The sequence below is a fragment of the Streptomyces sp. NPDC050509 genome (assembly GCF_044457965.1).
In the GTDB taxonomy this organism is placed as follows: domain Bacteria; phylum Actinomycetota; class Actinomycetes; order Streptomycetales; family Streptomycetaceae; genus Streptomyces.
Window position 1 is genome coordinate 22,877 of record NZ_JBITHL010000013.1, and the last position, 18,469, is coordinate 41,345.

The 18,469-nt window shown below is 73.0% G+C and carries 13 protein-coding genes; 7 read left to right on the top strand and 6 right to left on the bottom strand.

The genetic code is table 11. The features are described from left to right. Window positions 1-21 precede the first annotated feature (21 nt). Genes ACIBJC_RS31350 through ACIBJC_RS31375 form a run of 6 tightly spaced genes read right to left on the bottom strand, consistent with a single transcriptional unit; the run spans window position 22 to window position 6,367 of the window. The gene (locus ACIBJC_RS31350; protein ID WP_399298282.1) at window positions 22-1,011 is read right to left on the bottom strand and encodes an aldo/keto reductase; all 990 of its coding nucleotides are present in this window, start codon (window positions 1,009-1,011) and stop codon (window positions 22-24) included. Further along, complete coding sequence (locus ACIBJC_RS31355) at window positions 1,008-1,943, bottom strand: ATP-binding cassette domain-containing protein (protein ID WP_399298284.1); 936 nt, start codon at window positions 1,941-1,943, stop codon at window positions 1,008-1,010. The genes ACIBJC_RS31350 and ACIBJC_RS31355 overlap by 4 nt, the downstream gene beginning before the upstream one ends. After that, window positions 1,940-2,836, bottom strand: coding sequence for an ABC transporter ATP-binding protein (locus tag ACIBJC_RS31360; protein WP_399298286.1), 897 nt, complete (start codon window positions 2,834-2,836; stop codon window positions 1,940-1,942). Before ACIBJC_RS31360 ends, ACIBJC_RS31355 begins: the two co-directional genes overlap by 4 nt. A gap of 3 nt (window positions 2,837-2,839) precedes the next feature. Beyond that, complete coding sequence (locus tag ACIBJC_RS31365; protein WP_399298288.1) at window positions 2,840-3,832, bottom strand: ABC transporter permease; 993 nt, start codon at window positions 3,830-3,832, stop codon at window positions 2,840-2,842. Between the two features lie 3 nt (window positions 3,833-3,835). Beyond that, window positions 3,836-4,765 (bottom strand): ABC transporter permease, encoded by a 930-nt coding sequence (locus ACIBJC_RS31370; protein WP_399298290.1) that lies wholly within the window; start codon window positions 4,763-4,765, stop codon window positions 3,836-3,838. Between the two features lie 3 nt (window positions 4,766-4,768). Next, complete coding sequence (locus ACIBJC_RS31375) at window positions 4,769-6,367, bottom strand: ABC transporter substrate-binding protein (protein ID WP_399298292.1); 1,599 nt, start codon at window positions 6,365-6,367, stop codon at window positions 4,769-4,771. 253 nt (window positions 6,368-6,620) lie between these two features. Here ACIBJC_RS31375 and ACIBJC_RS31380 point away from each other — a divergent pair, with 253 nt between their 5' ends. From ACIBJC_RS31380 to ACIBJC_RS31410, 7 genes are all read left to right on the top strand, one after another. Next, window positions 6,621-7,976 (top strand): four-carbon acid sugar kinase family protein, encoded by a 1,356-nt coding sequence (locus tag ACIBJC_RS31380; RefSeq protein WP_399298294.1) that lies wholly within the window; start codon window positions 6,621-6,623, stop codon window positions 7,974-7,976. Beyond that, complete coding sequence (gene pdxA / locus ACIBJC_RS31385; protein WP_399298296.1) at window positions 7,973-9,022, top strand: 4-hydroxythreonine-4-phosphate dehydrogenase PdxA; 1,050 nt, start codon at window positions 7,973-7,975, stop codon at window positions 9,020-9,022. Before ACIBJC_RS31380 ends, pdxA begins: the two co-directional genes overlap by 4 nt. Before the next feature lie 97 nt (window positions 9,023-9,119). After that, the gene (locus ACIBJC_RS31390) at window positions 9,120-9,923 is read left to right on the top strand and encodes a DeoR/GlpR family DNA-binding transcription regulator (RefSeq protein ID WP_399298298.1); all 804 of its coding nucleotides are present in this window, start codon (window positions 9,120-9,122) and stop codon (window positions 9,921-9,923) included. A gap of 575 nt (window positions 9,924-10,498) precedes the next feature. After that, complete coding sequence (locus ACIBJC_RS31395) at window positions 10,499-12,310, top strand: BTAD domain-containing putative transcriptional regulator (RefSeq protein ID WP_399298300.1); 1,812 nt, start codon at window positions 10,499-10,501, stop codon at window positions 12,308-12,310. 188 nt (window positions 12,311-12,498) lie between these two features. Then, complete coding sequence (locus ACIBJC_RS31400; protein WP_399298302.1) at window positions 12,499-14,784, top strand: TOMM precursor leader peptide-binding protein; 2,286 nt, start codon at window positions 12,499-12,501, stop codon at window positions 14,782-14,784. 67 nt (window positions 14,785-14,851) lie between these two features. Continuing rightward, window positions 14,852-16,780, top strand: a complete 1,929-nt coding sequence (locus tag ACIBJC_RS31405; protein ID WP_399298567.1) for a TOMM precursor leader peptide-binding protein — start codon at window positions 14,852-14,854, stop codon at window positions 16,778-16,780. Between the two features lie 33 nt (window positions 16,781-16,813). Then, on the top strand, window positions 16,814-18,466 hold the full coding sequence (locus tag ACIBJC_RS31410; protein ID WP_399298304.1) for a SagB family peptide dehydrogenase: 1,653 nt from the start codon (window positions 16,814-16,816) through the stop codon (window positions 18,464-18,466). Window positions 18,467-18,469: the final 3 nt, after the last annotated feature.

Below are 18,469 nucleotides of genomic sequence, written 5' to 3' on the forward strand. Positions count from 1 at the left end.
GGTAGGGGGTGCGGGGGCCGGTCAGCGGTGGTACGCGGGCATCGGGCCGCGCAGGGCGGCGCCGACCTCGTCGCAGGCCGCTGTCACGTCCGCGGGCAGCGGACCGGCCCCGGCGGCCGTGATGTTGGCCCGCAGATGTTCGGTGCGGGAGCCGCCGAGCAGCAGCGCGTCGGTCGACGGCCGGTCCAGCAGCCAGCGCAGCGCCAGTTCGGTGAGCGGGACGCCCGCCTCGGCGGCGATCCGGGTGAGCTGTTCCACGGCGGCGAACAGCCGCTCGTCCCAGTAGCGCTCGCGGTACATCGCGGCCAGCCGGGAGTCCCCGAACCGGCCGGAGTCCGGGGTACGGGAAAAGGTGTGACGGCCCGTCAGCAGCCCGCCGCCGAGCGGGTTGTAGACCATGGTGCGCAGGCCCGTGACGGCCGCGTACTTCGCGTACTCGACGTACTCCTCCTCCAGACGGCGCGCCAGCAGATTGTGGAGCTGCTGGGCGACGACGGGGCGCGGCGCTCCCAGGGCGTCGGCGGTGCGGGCGAGTTCGGCGATCTGCCAGGCCGAGTGGTTCGAGACGCCGAGGGCGAGGATCTTGCCCTCGGCGGCGAACTCCGCGACGGCGGTGAGGGTTTCGGCGATCGGCGTGGCCCGGTCCGGCTGGTGCAGATAGAACAGGTCGACGTGGTCGGTGCCCAGCCGCTTCAGGCTGCCCTCCAGCGCGGCGCGCATCCCGGCGGCGGAGAGCGGGGCATGCCCGTCCTGGTCGGGGTGGGGGATGCCGGCCTTGGTCGCCAGCACGATCCGGTCGCGGCGGCCCGGCAGCAGTTCGGCGAGGATGCGCTCGCTCTCACCGCCCGCGTAGCCGTTCGCCGTGTCGACGCCGGTGATGCCCGCGTCCAGCGCGGTGTCGAGCATGGCGGCGGCGCCGGCGCGGTCGACGGTGTCGCCGAAGGTCATCGTGCCGAGCACGAGCCTCGACAGCGGGCGGGGGAGCTGCGGCAGGTCGATGCCGGTGGTCACGAGCGGTTGCCTTCCGGTGCGGGGGCGGGCGAAGCGGCCGCGGGGGCCGCTGTCGCGGGGGACGGCTCCGTACGGAGCGCGGGGTTGAGGACGTACCGGGGTTTGACACCCCGGACGGTGGTGGGGTCGAGGGCGGCCCGGCGCAGCGCCCGGGTGTACGGCTCGGCGGGGGAGGCGAGGACGGAGGCGGTCGGACCGCGCTCGACGACCCGGCCGGCGTTCATCACCACGACGTCGGTGCTGATCTCCCGGACCACCCCGAGATTGTGGGCGATGACGAGATAGGCGATGCCCGTCTCGCTCTGGAGCTCCCGCAGCAGCTCCAGCACCTGGGCCTGCACGGACACGTCGAGGGCGGAGGTCGCCTCGTCGCACACCAGCAGATCGGGCCGGGAGGCGAGCGCGCGGGCGATGCCGATGCGCTGGCGCTGCCCGCCGGAGAACTCCGGGGGCCTGCGGTGCAGCGCGGTGGAGGGCAGGCCGACCCGGTCGATCAGCTCGGCCGCGCGCCGGGCGCGCTCCGCCGTGTCCCCGACACCGGAGAGGCGCAGGGGCTCCGCCACGATCTGCTCGGCCGTCAGATGCGGGTCGAGCGAGCCGTACGGGTCCTGGAAGACCATCTGCACCCGGCGCCGCAGCGGGCGCAGCCGACGTTCCGGGAGCGCCGCGATGTCCGTGCCGTCCAGGACGATCCGGCCCGACGCCGGCTTCAGCAGCCGTACGAGCGCGCGGGCGAGGGTCGACTTGCCGCACCCCGACTCGCCGACGACGGCGAGCGCGCCGCCGCGCTCCAGGGTGAGGCTCACCCCGTCGACGGCGCGGAACGGGCCGCGCGCGGTCGGGTACTCGACGACCAGGTCCTCGACGCTGAGCAGGGGCACGGCGGCGGCCCCGGCTTCCCCGGCTCCCGCGGCCGGCGCGGGGGCGCTCATGTCGCCGCCCCCTGCGGCGCGGCGCCGGTGAGCGCGTCCTCGTCCCAGGTGCCGAGCCGTGGCACGGCGGCGAGCAGGGCGCGGGTGTACGGCTGGGCCGGCTCGTCCACGATGCGCGCGGCGGGACCCGATTCCACGAATCTGCCCTCCTTCATGACATGGATACGGTCGGAGACGACGCGGGCCACCCCCAGATCATGCGTGATCATCAGCATCCCGAGGGACTCCTGTTCCTGTAGCTCCATCAGCAGATCGAGAACGCCCGCCTGTACGGTGGCGTCCAGCGCGGAGGTCGGCTCGTCCGCGATGAGCAGCTCCGGCTCACCGGCGAGCGCGACCGCGATCAGCATGCGCTGGAGCATGCCGCCGGAGAACTGGTGCGGATACGCCTTCCAGCGGGTCTCCGGCTGCGGGATACGGACCTGTGCCAGCAGCTCCGTCCCCCTCTCCCGGACCTCCGCGCGGGACATCCCGGGGTGGCGCAGCCGCAGCGCGTCGCCGAGCTGGCGGCCGATCGTGTGGACGGGGCTGAGCGCCGTCATCGGGTCCTGCGGGATCAGCGAGACGGTGCGCCCGCGCACCGCGCGGGCCGCCGCCGGGTCGGTGAGGACATCCCGGCCGCCGATCCGTACGGCGCCGGACAGCACCGCGAGCCCTTCGGGCAGCAGCCGCAGCACGCCCATGGCGGTGGTCGACTTCCCCGAGCCGGATTCACCGATCAGGGTGACGGTCTCGCCCCGGCCCACGGTGAAGCTCACCCCGTCGACGGCGCGGATCACCCCGTGCGCGGTGATCAGTTCGACCTGGAGGTTCTCGACGTCCAGCAGCGGGACGTCGCCGGTCCCCGGGCCGGTCGTGGCCCCGGCCCCGGTCTCTGTCTCTGTCCGGGCCATGGCTCAGGCTCCCTTCTTGGCGCGCGCCAGGCGCGACCCGCGCGGTACGCGCGCTCCACGCGGCGCCCTGACCGCACGCGTACGGTCGCGCAGGCCGTCGCCGATCAGGTTGACGCCGACCACGAGCAGGGCGATGACCAGGCCCGGCAGGGTGACCAGCCACCAGGAGGTGGTGATGTAGTCCTGGCCGTCGGAGATGATCCGGCCCCAGGTCGCGAACGGCCGCTGCGGGCCCGCCCCCAGGAAGCTCAGCGCGCTCTCCAGCAGAACGGCCTGGGCGAGCAGCAGCAGGACGACCAGGCTGGCCGGGCGGATCACATTGGGGATCACATGGCGGCCCAGGACCGACCAGCCGCGCAGCCCCAGCACGCGGGCGGCGGCGACATACGGTTTCTCCCGCTCCACGAGGACGAGCGAGCGGGTGAGCCGCGCGACCTCCGGCCACTGGGCGACCGCGATCACACAGGTGATGACGGTGACGGAGGGGCCGAAGAGGGCCACCACGAGCAGCAGCATCATCAGCAGGGGCAGCGCGAGCTGGGCCTCCAGCAGCCGGGAGACGACCGCGTCGACCCAGCCGCCGAAGAACCCGGCCGCCGCGCCCGCCGCGACGCCGATCACCCCGGAGACGAGGACGGCGAGGATGCCGACCGTCAGCGACACCTGGCCGCCGTGCAGGATCCGGGAGAGCAGATCCCGGCCGAGCTGGTCCGTACCGAAGAGGTGGCCGTCGCTGAGCGGCGGCAGCCGGCGCCGGGACAGATCCTGCGCGTCGGCGCCGGGCAGGGGCAGCAGCGCCGCCAGCGCGACGGGCAGGACGACGAGCGCGGTGCACACCGTGCCCGCCCACAGTTTGAACCGGGCGCCGCGCCGCTGCCGGGTGGCGGTGGCACGGGCGAGATCGCGGGCGGTGACCGCGCTCGGCCGGGCGCCGGAGGGCGCGGGGCCGGCGGGGGCGGGTCCTGAAGAGGCGGCGGTACGCGGGGCGGTGGTCATGTCTCAGGCCGCCTTTCCGAGGCGCACCCGCGGATCGAGCAGCGGGTAGGCGAGGTCGACGAGGAGTTGGACGAGGATCGCGAGGACCGCGGTGACCAGGACGGTGGCCTGGATGAGCGGATAGTCCCGGGTCTCCAGGGCGCGCACCACGAGCGAGCCGACCCCGGGCCAGCCGAAGACCACCTCGACCACGACGACGCCGTTGAGGAGCGCCGCGAAGCGGGTGCCGAGGGCGGTGAGCAGTGGCACCCCCGAGTTGGCGAGGGCGTAGCGCCAGGTGAGGGTGGACTCGGAGAAGCCGCGGGAGCGGGCGACCATGATGTACGGGGAGTTCAGCGCCGTGGTCATCTCGCGCCGCACCAGCCGGGAGATCAGGGCCAGTTGCAGCACGGCGACGGTGACCGTGGGCAGCACCAGACCGCTCCAGGAGGTGAATCCGGAGGCGGGCAGCACCGGCAGCAGCACGGCGAAGACGGTCAGCAGCATCACACCGGTCCAGAAGTCCGGCATGGACTGACCGGTGATGGTCAGGACATTGGCGCCCAGCTCACGCTTGGAGTCGGCGCGGCGCGCCATCCACACCCCGAGCGGGACGGCCACCAGGGTGGTCACCGTGATGGCCGAGACGGCGAGGGTGATGGTGTACGGCATCCGGTCCAGGACCACGTCGAGGGCCGGGGCGTGGAAGGAGTAGCTGGTGCCCAGGTCGCCGGTGAACAGATCGCGCAGGAAGATGCCGTACTGCGCGAACAGCGGCTGGTCGAGGCCGAACTGGCCGCGGATCCTGGCGAGATCGGCGGTGGTCGCGTTGGGACTGGCGTAGGCGGCGGCGGGGTCGCCGGGCGCGAGCCGGACCAGCAGGAAGACCGTGGTCAGGGTGAGGAAGACGGTCAGCAGGCTCTGGCCGAGCCGGCGGGCGAGATACTTCGGCACGGCTCAGCCCTCCAGCCGTACGGCGGACAGGTCGTAGGAATTGATCGGCAGCAGCGACAGGCCGCGGACCCGGGTCCTGCGGGCCAGCAGGGTCTTCGGCGCGAAGGCCCACAGGCTGGGCCACGTCTCCCAGACGGCTTTCTGGACCACGGCGAGCTGCCGGTTGCGCTCGGCGTCGTCCACCTGGGTGGAGGCGGCGGTGAGCTGCTTCTCGACGTGCGGGACGACGTACCCCATGAAGGCGTCGCGGTTGCGTTCCTTCGCGGGGGTGCCGCCGTACATGCCCTGGAGCATGGTGAGCGCCTGGCCGGTGGGGCTGCCGTAGCCGTTGCCGATGACGTCCCAGTCACCGGCCTTGCCCTGGCGCCAGGCCAGGATGTCGCCGCCCGGCTCGAACTGGCGGAGCGAGGTGCGGACACCGACCGAGCCCAGCATGTCCACGACCGCCTCCATGACGGAGGCGTCGGCCGCGAACTCCCCGGACTCCCAGATGATCCTGATCCGCAGGTCCGTGGCGCCCAGCGACCTGAGCAGGGCGCGTGCCCTGCCGGGGTCGTACGCGTAACCGCCGGTGCGCACCGCGCCTTCGAGGGCGAGCGGCACCACACCGCCGGCCTCCTCGGCCGAGCCGTTCAGCACGTCCTGGACCAGGGCACTGCCGTCGATCGCGTACGTGAGGGCCTTGCGTATCCGGGGGTCGGCGAGCGGGCTTCCCTTCGGCTTGCGGAAGTTGTAGAAGAGCTGGCACATCCGGACGCCGGCGGTCTGCTCGACCCGGACGCCGGGGAGTCCGGTGAGCTGTTCGGCCGAGTCCGGTGTGAGGGTGTCGACGACGTCGAGTTCACCACTGCGCAGCGCGACGACCCGGCTGGACTCCTCGGGGACGAACCTGACCCGTACGGTCTCGATCCGCGGGCGCCGCCCCCAGTACGCGGGGTTGCGGCCGAGGGTGTACTCGCCGGCGCCCGCGTTCGCCTTGAGGACGCGGTACGGACCGGAGCCGAGGCCGCTCTGGAGCTCCTCGGGGCGGTTGGCGGCGGACGGTGTGATGTGGATGTTGGCCATCAGCCGGTCGAGGACCGGTACGGGCTTGCCGGTGTGCAGCAGGAACGTACGGGCGCCGGTCTTCTCCACCGTGGGCAGTTCGGGGAAGAGCCCGAGCAGGAAGGAGCCGTTGACCTTGCCGTACATCTTCAGGGCGGTGGCGACGTCCTCGACGGTGACGGGGCTGCCGTCCGAGTAGCACACGCCCTCGCGCAGCCGCACCGTCCACACGGTGGGTTCCGCCATCTCGAAGCGGTCGGCGAGGACGAGCTGCGGCTTCATGCCGGGGCCGATACGGGTGAGGGCCTGCCGTACGGCGCGCTGCACGGTGACCGCGGCGTCGAACTGGTTGAGCTTGTTGTCCAGGCTCACCAGCGAACGGTTCAGGCCGAGGGTGAGCGTGCCGGGGCCAGGGGCGCCGGTGGGCCCCGCGCAGGCGGACAGCGGGGCCAGGGCGAGGCCGGCGCCGCCGACGGCGCTCCAGCGCAGCAGGGTGCGGCGGTCGACCGCCGCACGCGGGGGAGCGTCGGGGGGAGCGCTCTGGGGAGTAGGGGTCATCGTCGACCTTCTTGGGTTCCGGGGTGCTGGACCCAGGTGTCCAGCGGCTCCTGGGCCCTGTTTCGCGACGGGGCCCAGTCGTCGGTGCCGGTCCGGCCGGCGTGGTGGCCGGTCCGTATCGCACCAACAGGTGTCGCGCCGCACAAGGTGGCACGATTGCGTGTTCCGCGCAAGAGGTCTCGCGCACTTCGCGCAACCTGTGCCATCATCGGGCACCGAGGCAGCCCGCCCCGGGTCGCCCGAGGAGGTATCCGTGTTCCCTCACCAGGCCGGTCCCGAGCCGCACGGCGCGTCCTGGCCGCCCGGCGGGCCCCGGGCGCTGCGGGTGCTCGCCCTCGCGGACGATCTGTCCGGCGCGGCCGAGACGGCCGCCGCGCTGCGCCGCCCCGCCCGGATCGTCCTGGGCCCCGCGGTCACCGAACGGCCCGCTCCCGGCGAGGCGCTCGTCGTGGACCTCGACACCCGGCAGCTCGGCGCGGAACCGGCCGCCTCCGCCGTACGGGAGGCGGTACGGGGCGCCGACGCCTCCACCGTACTGATCAAGAAGACGGACTCCCTGCTGCGCGGCAACCTCGCCGCCGAGACCGCCGCCTACGCGGAGGGCGCCGCCGCGCTCGTCATCGCCCCCGCGCTGCCGGTGGCCGGCCGCACCGTCCGCGACGGCGTCGTCCACCTGCACGGAACCCCGCTGCACGCCACGGACGCCTGGCGCGCCGAACCGCTGCCCGCGCCGCCGTCGGTGGCCGCCGCGCTCGGCGACCCGCGTACGGCACCGGTCCCGCTCACCGCCGTACGCGGCCCCGCCCAGGAGCTGACGGAGCACCTGCGCGCGCTCGCCCTGGCCGGGCGACGGCCGGTGTGCGACGCGGAGACGGACGCCGACCTCGACGCGATCGCCGCCGCCGCGCTCCGGCTGGGACCTGGCGTACGGCTGATGGGGACGGGCGGACTCGCCGCCGCCCTCGGCCGCCTCCTCGACGCCGAGGGCGGAGCGTCGGGGGACGGGCCGTCACCGGACGGCCCGTCAGCGGAGCCCGCCCGTACGGCCGGCCGGCCGCTGCTCGTGGTCGTCGGCACCGCGGAACCCGCCGCCGTTGCGCAGATCGCGCAACTTGTCGCCGTCGGGGCCTTCCACACCGCACTGTCGGCGGACCTGCTCGCCGCACCCGGCGCGTGCCTCCCGCTCACCGTGGATCCGTATGGCATCACGGTCGTCAGTGTGGACCACACCCACGGTGTGCGCCCCGGCGCCGCCCGCCGGGTGGTGGCCGGCCTCGCCCGTACCGTCGCCGCGGCGCCCGGACCCGCCGACCTCGTCCTCACCGGCGGCGAGACGGCGCGGCGCGTGCTGGACGCGCTCGGCATCACCCACCTCCTCCCGTCCGGCCAGATCCACCACGGCGCCGTACGCTCCCTCGCCTCCGACGGCCGTACGGTCGTCACCCGCCCCGGGAGTTACGGCGACACCGGATCCCTGCTGCTCATCGCCCGCGCCCTGCGGCCGGACGACCCCCTCCTGACGACCGATCCCGCCGTACCGGGCGCCGAGCACCGCGCGTCCGTCCCCCCACCGCCCGTGTCACCCGTACCGCAAGGAGAGTTCCTGTGAACGCAGCCCCGACGACCGCCCCCGCGGAGCCGACCGACACCGCCGGCCGGCCGCTCCCGCTCATCGCGGTCACCATGGGCGACGGCGCGGGCATCGGCCCCGAGGTGATCGTCCCCGCGCTGCTCCACGCGGACACCGTGCGCCGTTGCCGCCCCGTTGTCGTCGGCGACGCGCTGCGTCTGCGCCAGGCCGCCGACATCCTCGGCCTCACCTGCGAGATCGTCTCCGTCGAGACCGTGGAGCAGGCCGAGTTCACCGAAGGACGCGTCAACGTCATCGACCTCGGACTGCTCCCCGCCGACCTGCCCTGGGGCCGGCTCTCCGCCGTCGCGGGCGACGCCGCCTACCAGTACGTGCGCGTCGCCGCCGAACTCGCCGTACGCGGCGACGTGCAGGGCATCTGCACCGCGCCGCTGAACAAGGAGGCGTTGCACGCGGGCGGCCACCTCTACCCCGGACACACCGAACTCCTCGCGCACCTCACCGGTATCGAGGAGGTGTCGATGATGCTCTCCACACCGAAGGTGAAGGTCATCCATGTCACCACGCACATCGGCCTGATCGACGCCGTGCACCGGATCGAGCCCGGCCTCGTCGAACGGACGGTGCGCCGCGGCCACGAGGCGATGGTGCGCGCCGGTGTCCCCGAGCCGGTCATCGGGGTGTGCGGCATCAACCCGCACGCCGGGGAGAACGGCCTGTTCGGCTACGGCGAGGAGGAGGAGAAGATCGTCCCGGCCATCGAGGTACTGCGCGCCGACGGCATCGACGCCGTCGGACCGCTCCCCGCCGACACCGCCTTCTTCCTCGCCTCGCGCGGCGACTACGACCTGATCGTCGCCATGTACCACGACCAGGGCCACGGCCCCGTCAAGGTCATGGGCATCGAAGCGGGCGTCAACCTGACCGTCGGACTGCCCGTCATCCGCACCTCCGTCGACCACGGCACCGCCTTCGACATCGCCGGTACGGGCCGGGCCGAGGCCGGCAGCATGGTCGAGGCGCTGCGCCAGGCCGCCGAGATGGCGACCGCTCCGGCCCGTTGACCACCGGTCGCCCCACCGGAGAACACTCGTACCGGAGAACACTCGTACCGGAGGACACCTCTACCGGAGGACACCCCTACCGGAGGACGCAGGAGCGATGGCCCCCATCGGATCGAAGGCGCGGCGCGACCGCATCGTCCACCTCGCCACGACGACCGGGCTCGCCAGTGTGGAGGAGCTGTCACAGCACTTCGGTGTGACGGCGTCCACCATCCGCCGCGACCTGGCGAAGCTCACCGTCGACGGACAGCTCGCCCGTACCTACGGCGGCGCCATGGCGCTGGCCGCCCACCCCGAGGCGTCACTGCGGCAGCGCACGGGCGAGGCGTTCGAGGCCAAGCAGGCCATCGCGCGGTGGGCGGCTGCCGAGGTACGTCCCGGGGAGTCGCTGCTGCTCGACGCGGGCTCGACGGTCGGGGCCCTCGCGCACGAACTGCGTGCGGCGAAGGACGTCACCGTCGCCACCACCGGTCTGACGGCCCTGCAGGAGCTGGCGGACGTCGCGTCGGTCCATGTCGAGTGTCTGGGCGGCACACTGCGCCCGCTCAGCCAGGGGTTCGTGGGGCCGCTGACCGAAGCGGCCCTGGAACGCCTGACGTTCGACCGGCTCTTCCTGGGGACGGACGGGGTCTCGCCCGAACACGGCATCTGCGAGGCCGACCTGCGCCAGACGCGGCTCAAGGAGCTGATGGCGCGGCGCGCGGACCGGGTGTACGTCCTCGCGCACGCGGCGAAGCTGGGCCGCCGCCCCTTCCACACCTGGACCCCGCTCAGGGCGGACTGGACCCTCGTGACCGACCGGGCGGCCGACCCCCGCGTTGTCGAGGGGCTGCGCTCGCGCGGTGTCACGGTCGTCCTGACCGCGGCGGAGCCGGGCGCGGCGCGGGGGCCGGCGGACTGAAACCGGACACCCTGGGAGGTCCCGCGGAGCACACGCTCCGCGGGACCTCCCTTTTTGTTCCTGTTCGCGGGGGCGGATCGTATTCATGCTCAATAAGCGCCTTCTTTCCGATTGCGCAGTGGCTCATGGGGGTGTCCGTACGGAATGCGGAACGATGTGGGTGCCGGAGGGTCGACTTTCCCTCGACGAGTTACTAGGATCCCCAACAAGTTCTTGGCGACAGCATTGTGGAAACTCTCCAGGATGTGTCGACTGTTATTCATCTCTTGGTAAAGCGCAGTTAATGCCTCTCGGCACAGTTGGACGTATCGCTCCGTTGAGCAGGCCCGCACCGAAGGTGCTGGGCTGCTCGGCCATGCGGATACGGGGGAGTAGGAAATCCGTGAGGTCCGGCAGAGGTCTGTACCACAGAAGAAAACGAAGAAATTCGTTCTGTGGATGTCCTGGCGGCGTGAGGTGCCCATCTTTCGGCACTTTCATGCGTCATGGACCCGAGTGCTGATTCGAGGGGCGGGGGTCGTGTGCGTTTCCAGCTTTTGGGCCCTTTGAGTATTGCCGAGGGTCATGACGTCGTTGTGCTCAAACCGTCCAAACCGTCCAGCCTGCTGGCGGCCCTGCTCCTCCATCCCGGATCCGTCGTCTCCACCGGCTATCTGCTGAGGGCCCTGTGGGACGAGAACCAGCCGGCGACGGCCAGGGCCGCGCTCCAGAGCTGTGTGCTCAGGCTGCGCCGGATCTTCGTCAAGTACGGGGTCTCCGGCGATGTCATCGAGGCGGTGCCCGGCGGCTACCGGATGAACGTGGACGCCGGCACCCTGGACCTGGTGCGGTTCCGGATGCTCGTACGGGCGGCTGACGCGGCCGGGGACGCCGAGGGCGAGCTGTACCGGCTCAAGGAGGCCCTGACCCTGTGGCAGGGGCCCCTGCTGGCCAACGTGCCCTCGCTGATGCTCCACCGCGACGAGGTGCCGGGGCTCACCGAGGAGCGGCTGCGCACCCTCGAACGGGCCTGTGACATCGAGTTGACGCTGGGCCGGTGCCGCCAGGTCCTGGTCGATCTCTGGGAGGCCGCCCGCCGCCACCCCGGCCGGGAACGCTTCTCCGAGCAGCTCATCGAGGCGCTGTACCGCACGGGGCGGCAGTCGGAGGCGCTCGCCGAGTACCGCGCCGTGAAGGGCCGGCTCAAGGAGGAACTGGGCATCGACCCGGGCCCCTCGCTCCAGCGGCTCGAACTGTCCATCCTGCGCGGCGACGACCTCGGTCCGCCCGCCCTCGACCAGCCTGCGGGACCCCTGGCGATCGCCGCTCCGGTCCGCGGCGCGGCGCCGGTCACGGACCGGGACGACGGCGACCGTGCGGAAGGGGACGGGGTACGGGTGACGGTGCGGCCCGTACCGTCCGCACCGCGCATGCTCCCCGGGCCTGCCGCGCTCCCCGGGCCTCCGGTGCTCCCCGTACCGCCGGTGCCGTCCTTCGCGGGCCGGTCGGCCGAGCGGGCGGACATCACGGCCCGGCTGACGGAGTGTTCCCCCGGCACCACCCTCGTGGTCCTCTCCGGAGCGCCGGGCATCGGAAAGACGGCGCTGGCCCGGCAGTGTGCCCATGACACCCAGGACAGCTTCCCCGGCGGTGTGTTCGTCATCGCCATGACCCACCCGGACGGCACCGCCCTCACCCCCGCCGAGGCGATGGCCCACCTGCCCCGGCCCGGCACCGCCGACGGCAGGATCCTGCTCGTCCTCGACGACGTCACCACCGCCGACCAGGTGCGCCCCCTGCTTCCCGAGGTGACGGGCGGCGCCGCGATCGTCACCAGCCGACGCGGTCTCGCCGGGCTGATGGCCACCCACGGCGGCAGCGTCCACCGGCTCTCCCCCCTGGACCCCGCCGAGTCCCGGCAGCTGCTCACCGCGGCGCTCGGCGCCGCACGGGTGGCCGCGGAACCGGCCGCCGCCGACGAACTCGCCCACGTCTGCGGCCACTTCCCGCTCAGCCTGCGGATCGCCGCCGCCCGGCTGCTGACCCGCCCCGGGCTGCGTGTCGAGGACTGTGTCCGCTGGCTGGCCGAGGACCTGCCGGCCAGGCTCTCCCTCGCCGACGATCCGAGGATGTCCGTACCGCAGGTGTTCGGACGGGCCCTGGACCGGCTGGAACCCCGCTGGCGGGAAGCCTTCCGCAGGCTCGGGGACCACGAAGGACTGCTGGTCCCCGCCCACGCCCTCGGCGACTCGCCCGAGGCCGAAGAGGCGCTGGAGCGGCTCGCCGACGCCGGGCTGCTCGAAGAAGGGCCGCCCGGCCCGTACCGCATCCATCTTCTGCTGAAAATCTACGCGCGTCGGCAGGCCGGCGACCGGAACGACCGCGAGGCGGCGACCGTGCCCCACTGAGAGCGATCCCCGCCCTCTCCTGCCGTGTCTCCCGCCCGAACCTCGCTGCTCCGAACTCCCGAACTCCCGAACTCCCCGAACTCCCCGAACTCCCGAGCTCTCGAACTTCTGAATTCCTGAACTCCCTCATTCTCCAACTCCCTTACGACCAAGCCACCTTGACCACGTATCCAGGGGTGTCATCTCTCATGGGCTCAGCGACCTACGAAGCCGTTGCCTCCACCAGTCCGCGCATCCGCCGCGATGTCCTGTTCACCGAGACACCGGACGGTGTGCTGTTCCACAACGCGGACGGCGGGTTCCAGCTCACCGCCCGGTCCGCCTACCGCTTCGCCACCCTGATCGTCCCGCATCTCACCGGGGAGCACTCGGTCACGGAGATCTGCGCGGGACTCGGCGACCAGCAGCGCGCCATGGTGGGTGAGCTGGTCAAGAGCCTCTACGAACGGGACTTCGCCCGTCCCGTCCCACCCCCGGCGCCCACCGACGGCACCCCCGGCACACCGCCCGACGCGGCCCGCCGGTTCGCCCCGCAGATCTCCTACGTCGACCACTACGCCGACGACGCGGAACGCCGCTTCGAGCGCTTCCGTACCGCGCGGGTGGCCGTGCTCGGTGACGACCTCGTCGCCCGCTGGTGTGTGCTCAGCCTGATCCGCAACGGCTGTGCCACCATCGGTGTGCGTCCTGCGCTCGGCGCGGAGAACATCGGGGCGATCGAGGCCGAGGCGCGCGAAGCGGCGGCCGACGGCTGCCCGGTGGACCTCCCGCGGATCGGCCCCGAGGTGCCCGACACCGCGGTGAGCTGGGCGGATCTCGCCTCGTACGACATCGTCGTGACGACCGGAGGCCCCGCCGTGCCGGGGCGGCTCTTCCCCCTGCTGCGGGCCGGGGTACCCGAGGGCCGCACCCTGCTCCCGGCCTGGTCCTACGGCCAACAGGCCGTTGTGGGGCCGCTGATGACGGCCGGGACCGCCGGCTGCTGGTCCTGCGCCGTGCTGCGCGTCGGCGCCCACGACGGAGCGGCGGCCGCCGCCGACATCTGGCACGGCCTCGCGCTGCCCGGCGCCGTACCGGTGGGTGAACTCCCCAGCGGGCCGCTGTCGGCGATGATCGGCAATCTGCTGGGGTACGAGATCTTCCGCCTCACCACCGGCGCCCTGCCCGCCGAGACCGCCGGCCATCTGATCATCCAGGACATGAGATCCCTGGACGTCACCACCGAACCCTTGCTGCCGCACCCCCGCTGCCCGCTCTGCGCCGAGGCCGCCACCCGCGCGACGGACCGTGGCGCGACGGCCACCGACGCCGAGCCGGCCGGTGAACTCCCGGTCGATCTGCGGTCGGTGGGCGACGGCACACCGCCGATGCCGACGGCGGACACGGCCCGGGAGGCCGACGAACTCGTGGAGGAGCTGAACCGCCGCTCGACGCTCGTCCGGCCACGGGTGGGCGTCTTCACCCGGTTCGCGGACGAGCCGCTCACCCAGATACCACTGAAGGCCAGTGTGGTCGAGTTCGGCCTCGGACACGGCACCCCGCGCCGGGTCGCCGCCTTCGACGTGCACCATGTCGCGGGCGCCCGGCTGCGGGCCCTGAACGCGGCGGCCGGTGTGTACGCCGAACATGTCGTCCCCACCACCGATGTGGTGACGGAACGCCCACTCGGCTCCGCGCGGGAGCGGTTGCGTGTCATCGAGCCCGGAGCGCTCGCCATCGGCCCGGGCGCGACAGCGGCCGGCGGGCGGACGGCCGCCTGGACCCCGGCCACCTCCCTCCTCACCGGGGAACGGGTCCTGGTGCCCGCCGGGGCCGTACGGACCTTCGGACCGCACAACACCGACCGGCTCTTTGAACCGACCGGCGCCGGGACCGGCGCGGGCATGTCGACGGCCGAGGCCGCCGCCGACGGACTGCTCTCCGCCCTCGCCCACGACGCGCTCTCCCGCACCCTGCGCGGCGCCCCGGCACACCGGATGGCACCGGCCGCGCTCACGGAGGGCGAGGACGCCGAACTCACCTTCCTCGTACGGTCCGCCGCCGTTCTCGACATCGGCCTGGAACTGCTCGACCTCGGCGAGGGCGACCGCTCCGGCGTCCATGTCCTGCTCGCCAGGGGAGCGGGACTCTGGGTCGTCGGCAGTGACACCGGCCGGCAGCGCGCCGCCGTCGCCGCCGTACGCGACCTGCTCGGCCGGGTGCAGCTCGGCCGGGAGGAGACCGCCGTACCCTTCGACACCGGCGACCCACTCCTGCGTGACCTCGACGCGTCGACGATCCGACCCGCCGGTCACACCGACATCGAAGCCCCCGTCGTCGCCGGTACGCGGACTCCCTGGTCCCAGGTGCTCGACCGGCTGAAGGCGACGGGCCGCGACGCCCTGAGGGTGGACACCGGCTCGGCCGACCTGGCCACCGCCGGCATCAGGACCGCCCGCGTACTCCTCACCACGGAGGAACCCCGTGGCGTCTAGCACGCTCGACGCCCGCCCGGACGGACGGGCGCGCCGTCCCCGGCGGGACATCCCGGCGGGGCAGGCACTGCTCGGCCCGCTCCGCCGCGCACTCGACGGATTCGGCGGCCCCGGGGTGACCGTCACCGCACTCGGCACGCGCGACGCGTTCGCGCCCGGAGGCGCCGCGGAGGACACGCACCTCCCGGAGCCCGGCGGCCCCGAGTCGGCCGTCCCGGTCCAGGTGTACGCCGGGCACGCCGTCGTCGGCCCCCTGCCACCGGCCGCCGGCGCCCCGGGTCCGGCGGGCTGCGCGCACTGCCTGGCCCGCCGCTGGCAGGCCGTACGGTCGGTGGCGCTGCGCGACGCCCTCGAACGCGGCGGGGAGACCCGGGCCGCGGGCGGATGGCCCTACGCCACGCCCTTCGCGGTGGACGCCCTCGCCGCGCTGATCACCGCACTGGCCGCCCAACCCGCGTCCACCGAAGGGCCGTTCCCCGAGATCCGCCTCCTGGATCTGCGCACCCTCACGGTCCGGCGCTACCCGCTGGTGCCCGACCCGGAGTGCCCGCGCTGCGCCACCCCCCGTACCGACAGCGCCGAGGCGGTACGGATCACCCCGCGCCCCGCACCCAAACACCGCCCCGGTGCCTTCCGGCTGCGCCCTGTCGAGTCGTACGCCATCGACGTCGCGGCCTTCGCCAACCCGGTGTGCGGTGCGCTGGGGCCCTCCGTCGTCCATGACATCTCCTCCACCTCCACCTCCGCCACCATCGGCTGCTTCTCGATGCGCGCCGGCGACTATCTCCGCGAGACGTTCTGGGGCGGCCACGCCGACTCGTACGACCGCAGCAACCGCATCGGCGTACTGGAGGGGATGGAACGGTACGCGGGGATGCGGGCGCGCTCCCGGGTCACCAGCGTCACCGGAACCCTCGACCAGTTCGGCTCCGACGCCGTGGACCCCAGGGAAGTCGGCCTGTACGCCGAGGAGTTCCACCGCGCCAACCCCCGGGTCCGCCCGTTCGCGCCCGACCGCGAGATCCCCTGGGTGTGGGGGTACTCGCTCCGCGACGACCGGCCCCGCCTGGTCCCCGAGGTGCTGACGTACTACCATGCACCCGGTCTGGAGAACCGGTTCGTGCAGGAGAGCTCCAACGGCTGCGCCTCCGGGGGCTGTCCGGAGGAGGCGATCTACTTCGGGCTCATGGAGGTGATCGAGCGCGACGCGTTCCTGCTCGCCTGGTACGGGCAGCAGCCCCTGCCCGAGATCGACCCGGCCACCAGCGCCCGTCCCGCCACCCGGCACATGGTCGACCGGCTCGCGATGTACGGCTACCGCGCCCGGTTCTTCGACACCCGGATCACCTTCCCCGTCCCGGTCGTCACCGCCGTGGCGGAGCGCTTCGACGGCGGCCCCGGCCGGATGTGCTTCGGCGCGGGCGCCGGGCTCGACCCGGAATCGGCGCTGGACTCGGCGCTCTGCGAGATCGCCACCGACGCCGTGAACCTCACCGGCCGCACCGAGCGCGACGAGCCCCGGCTGCGCGCCATGGCCCAGGACTTCGACCGGGTGGCCGCGCTCCACGACCACCCGCTCGTCTACGGCGTACCGGAGATGGGCGAGCACGCCGGGTTCCTCCTCGACCCGCACAGCCCGCACCGGCGCGGCGTCCCCGCCGAACCGCCGCGCCCCGTGAGCGAGTTGCGCTGGCCGGACCCTTCCGGAGCCACGGCCTCCCGGGACCTCGGGGAAGACCTGCGGCGCTGTGTCGACGCGGTCGCCTCGGCCGGATTCGATGTGGTCGTCGTCGACCAGACCCTGCCCGAACAGCGCGCACTCGGCCTGCACACCGTCAGTGTGCTGGTCCCCGGACTCCTGCCGATCGACTTCGGCTGGTCCCGGCAGCGCGCCCGCACCATGCCCCGGCTGCGGACCGCCCTGCGTACGGCAGGGCTGCGCGAGCACGACCTGCGGCCCGAGGACGTCAACCCGGCCCCCCACCCGTTCCCATGACCCACCCAGCCGTTCAGCAGAAAGGAGGGTCCCGTGGGCTACGCCCATGACTATGCGGCCGCGATCATGCAGCGCGGCCGGATCCCGATGGAGCCCGCCGACTTCGTCCCCGACTGGGCGGACCGGCCCAGGAAGACGAAGTTCTACCCCGGTGTCGAGTCGTTCCCGCTGCCGGACCCGGACATCCCCGCCGAGGCCACCGTTGCGGCGGGCTGCCTGGGCCGGAACGGACCCGTCGGTGCGGATCAATCCGCGGTTCCGGCACGGGCGTTCACCTTGGACACGCTGTCCGGGATGCTGCGGGACTCGTACGGGCTGACCGGACGCAGGCTCGCCGTCCAGACCAACACCGACCTCGCCGCGCTTCCCCACTACACCCAGGCCAACTGGTCACGCGGCACCGCGTCGGGCGGCGGACTGTACCCGGTCAGTGTGTACTGGATCTCCGGCCCCAGCGGGCCGCGCGCGCCCGGTATCCACTACTACAGCGCGCCCCACCACGCCATGCAGCGGCTGCTCACCGGCGACGTGAGCGACGAGGTACGCGCGGCACTCGGCGACGCGGACGGGCGCCAGGACCAGTTCCTCGTCCTAGGGATCAAGTACTGGCAGAACGCCTTCAAATACAACAGTTTCTCCTTCCACGCGGTGACCATGGATCTCGGCGCGATCCTCGGGACCTGGCGTCTCTGGGCCCGCGCACAGGGGCTGAGCGTCGAACCCGCGCTGTGGTTCGACGAGATGAGGCTGAGCCGCTTGCTGGGCGTGAACAACGAGGAGGAGGGCGTCTTCGCCGTCGTCCCGCTGACCTGGGACGGCGCGGAGCCCCCCGCCCTCGCCCCCGCGCCACGACCCACCGCCCTGCCGCCCACCGCCGCGGCCCCGGCCGTACGGCACACCGACAGCGAACGCTCCCGTACGGTGCTGGACTTCGAGACCCTGCGCCACATCCACCACGCGACGACGGAAGCCGCCACCGACCGGCCCGCACCCGGTGCGCTGGCCCCGGCCGCCGCCGTACCACCGAGGACGACCGGCGCCCCCGTCCCGCTGCCCCCGGCCGAACTGCCGCCGGTGAGCGTCCGCGACGCCCTGCGCGAGCGCCGCAGCAGCTTCGGACGCTTCGACGCCGGCCGCCCCGTCACCCCCGCCCAACTGGGCGCCACCCTCGCCGCCTGCGCCACCGCCTCGCTGGGCAGCGAGGCGCAGCGGCCCGCACCACCGTCCGCCACCGGCACACCGGGCCTCGTCACCCACTACGCGTTCGTCAACCATGTCGAGGGCGTCGAGCCCGGCGCGTACGCCTACGACCCCACCGCCCACACCCTGCTCCCGGTGGTGCCGGGACCGCCGGGCCCCTTCCTCCAGCGCACCTACTTCCTCTCCAACTACAACCTCGAACAGGCGGGTGTGGTGATCGTCCCGACCATCCGCACCGCCGCCGTCCTCGACGCCGTGGGAGACCGCGGATACCGGCTGGTCAACGGGGTGATCGGGGCCGTCGCCCAGACCTTCTACACCGTGGCCACGGCGCTCGGGCTCGGAGCCGGTGTCGCGCTCGGCTTCGACAACATCTCGTACATCGAGGAACTCGGCCTCGAACGGACCGGTGAACAACCACTGCTGATCATGCTGCTCGGCAACGAGCGGCCGCACCCGGCCGACTTCCGCTACGAGATCGTCTGACCG

Excerpts from the sequence above, each read along its gene's own strand:
- ACIBJC_RS31355 (WP_399298284.1), bottom strand. The coding sequence starts at position 1,943 with ATGAGCGCCCCCGCGCCGGCCGCGGGAGCCGGGGAAGCCGGGGCCGCC.
- ACIBJC_RS31360 (WP_399298286.1), bottom strand. The coding sequence starts at position 2,836 with ATGGCCCGGACAGAGACAGAGACCGGGGCCGGGGCCACGACCGGCCCG.
- ACIBJC_RS31365 (WP_399298288.1), bottom strand. The coding sequence starts at position 3,832 with ATGACCACCGCCCCGCGTACCGCCGCCTCTTCAGGACCCGCCCCCGCC.
- ACIBJC_RS31375 (WP_399298292.1), bottom strand. The coding sequence starts at position 6,367 with ATGACCCCTACTCCCCAGAGCGCTCCCCCCGACGCTCCCCCGCGTGCG.
- ACIBJC_RS31390 (WP_399298298.1), top strand. The coding sequence starts at position 9,120 with ATGGCCCCCATCGGATCGAAGGCGCGGCGCGACCGCATCGTCCACCTC.
- ACIBJC_RS31400 (WP_399298302.1), top strand. The coding sequence starts at position 12,499 with ATGGGCTCAGCGACCTACGAAGCCGTTGCCTCCACCAGTCCGCGCATC.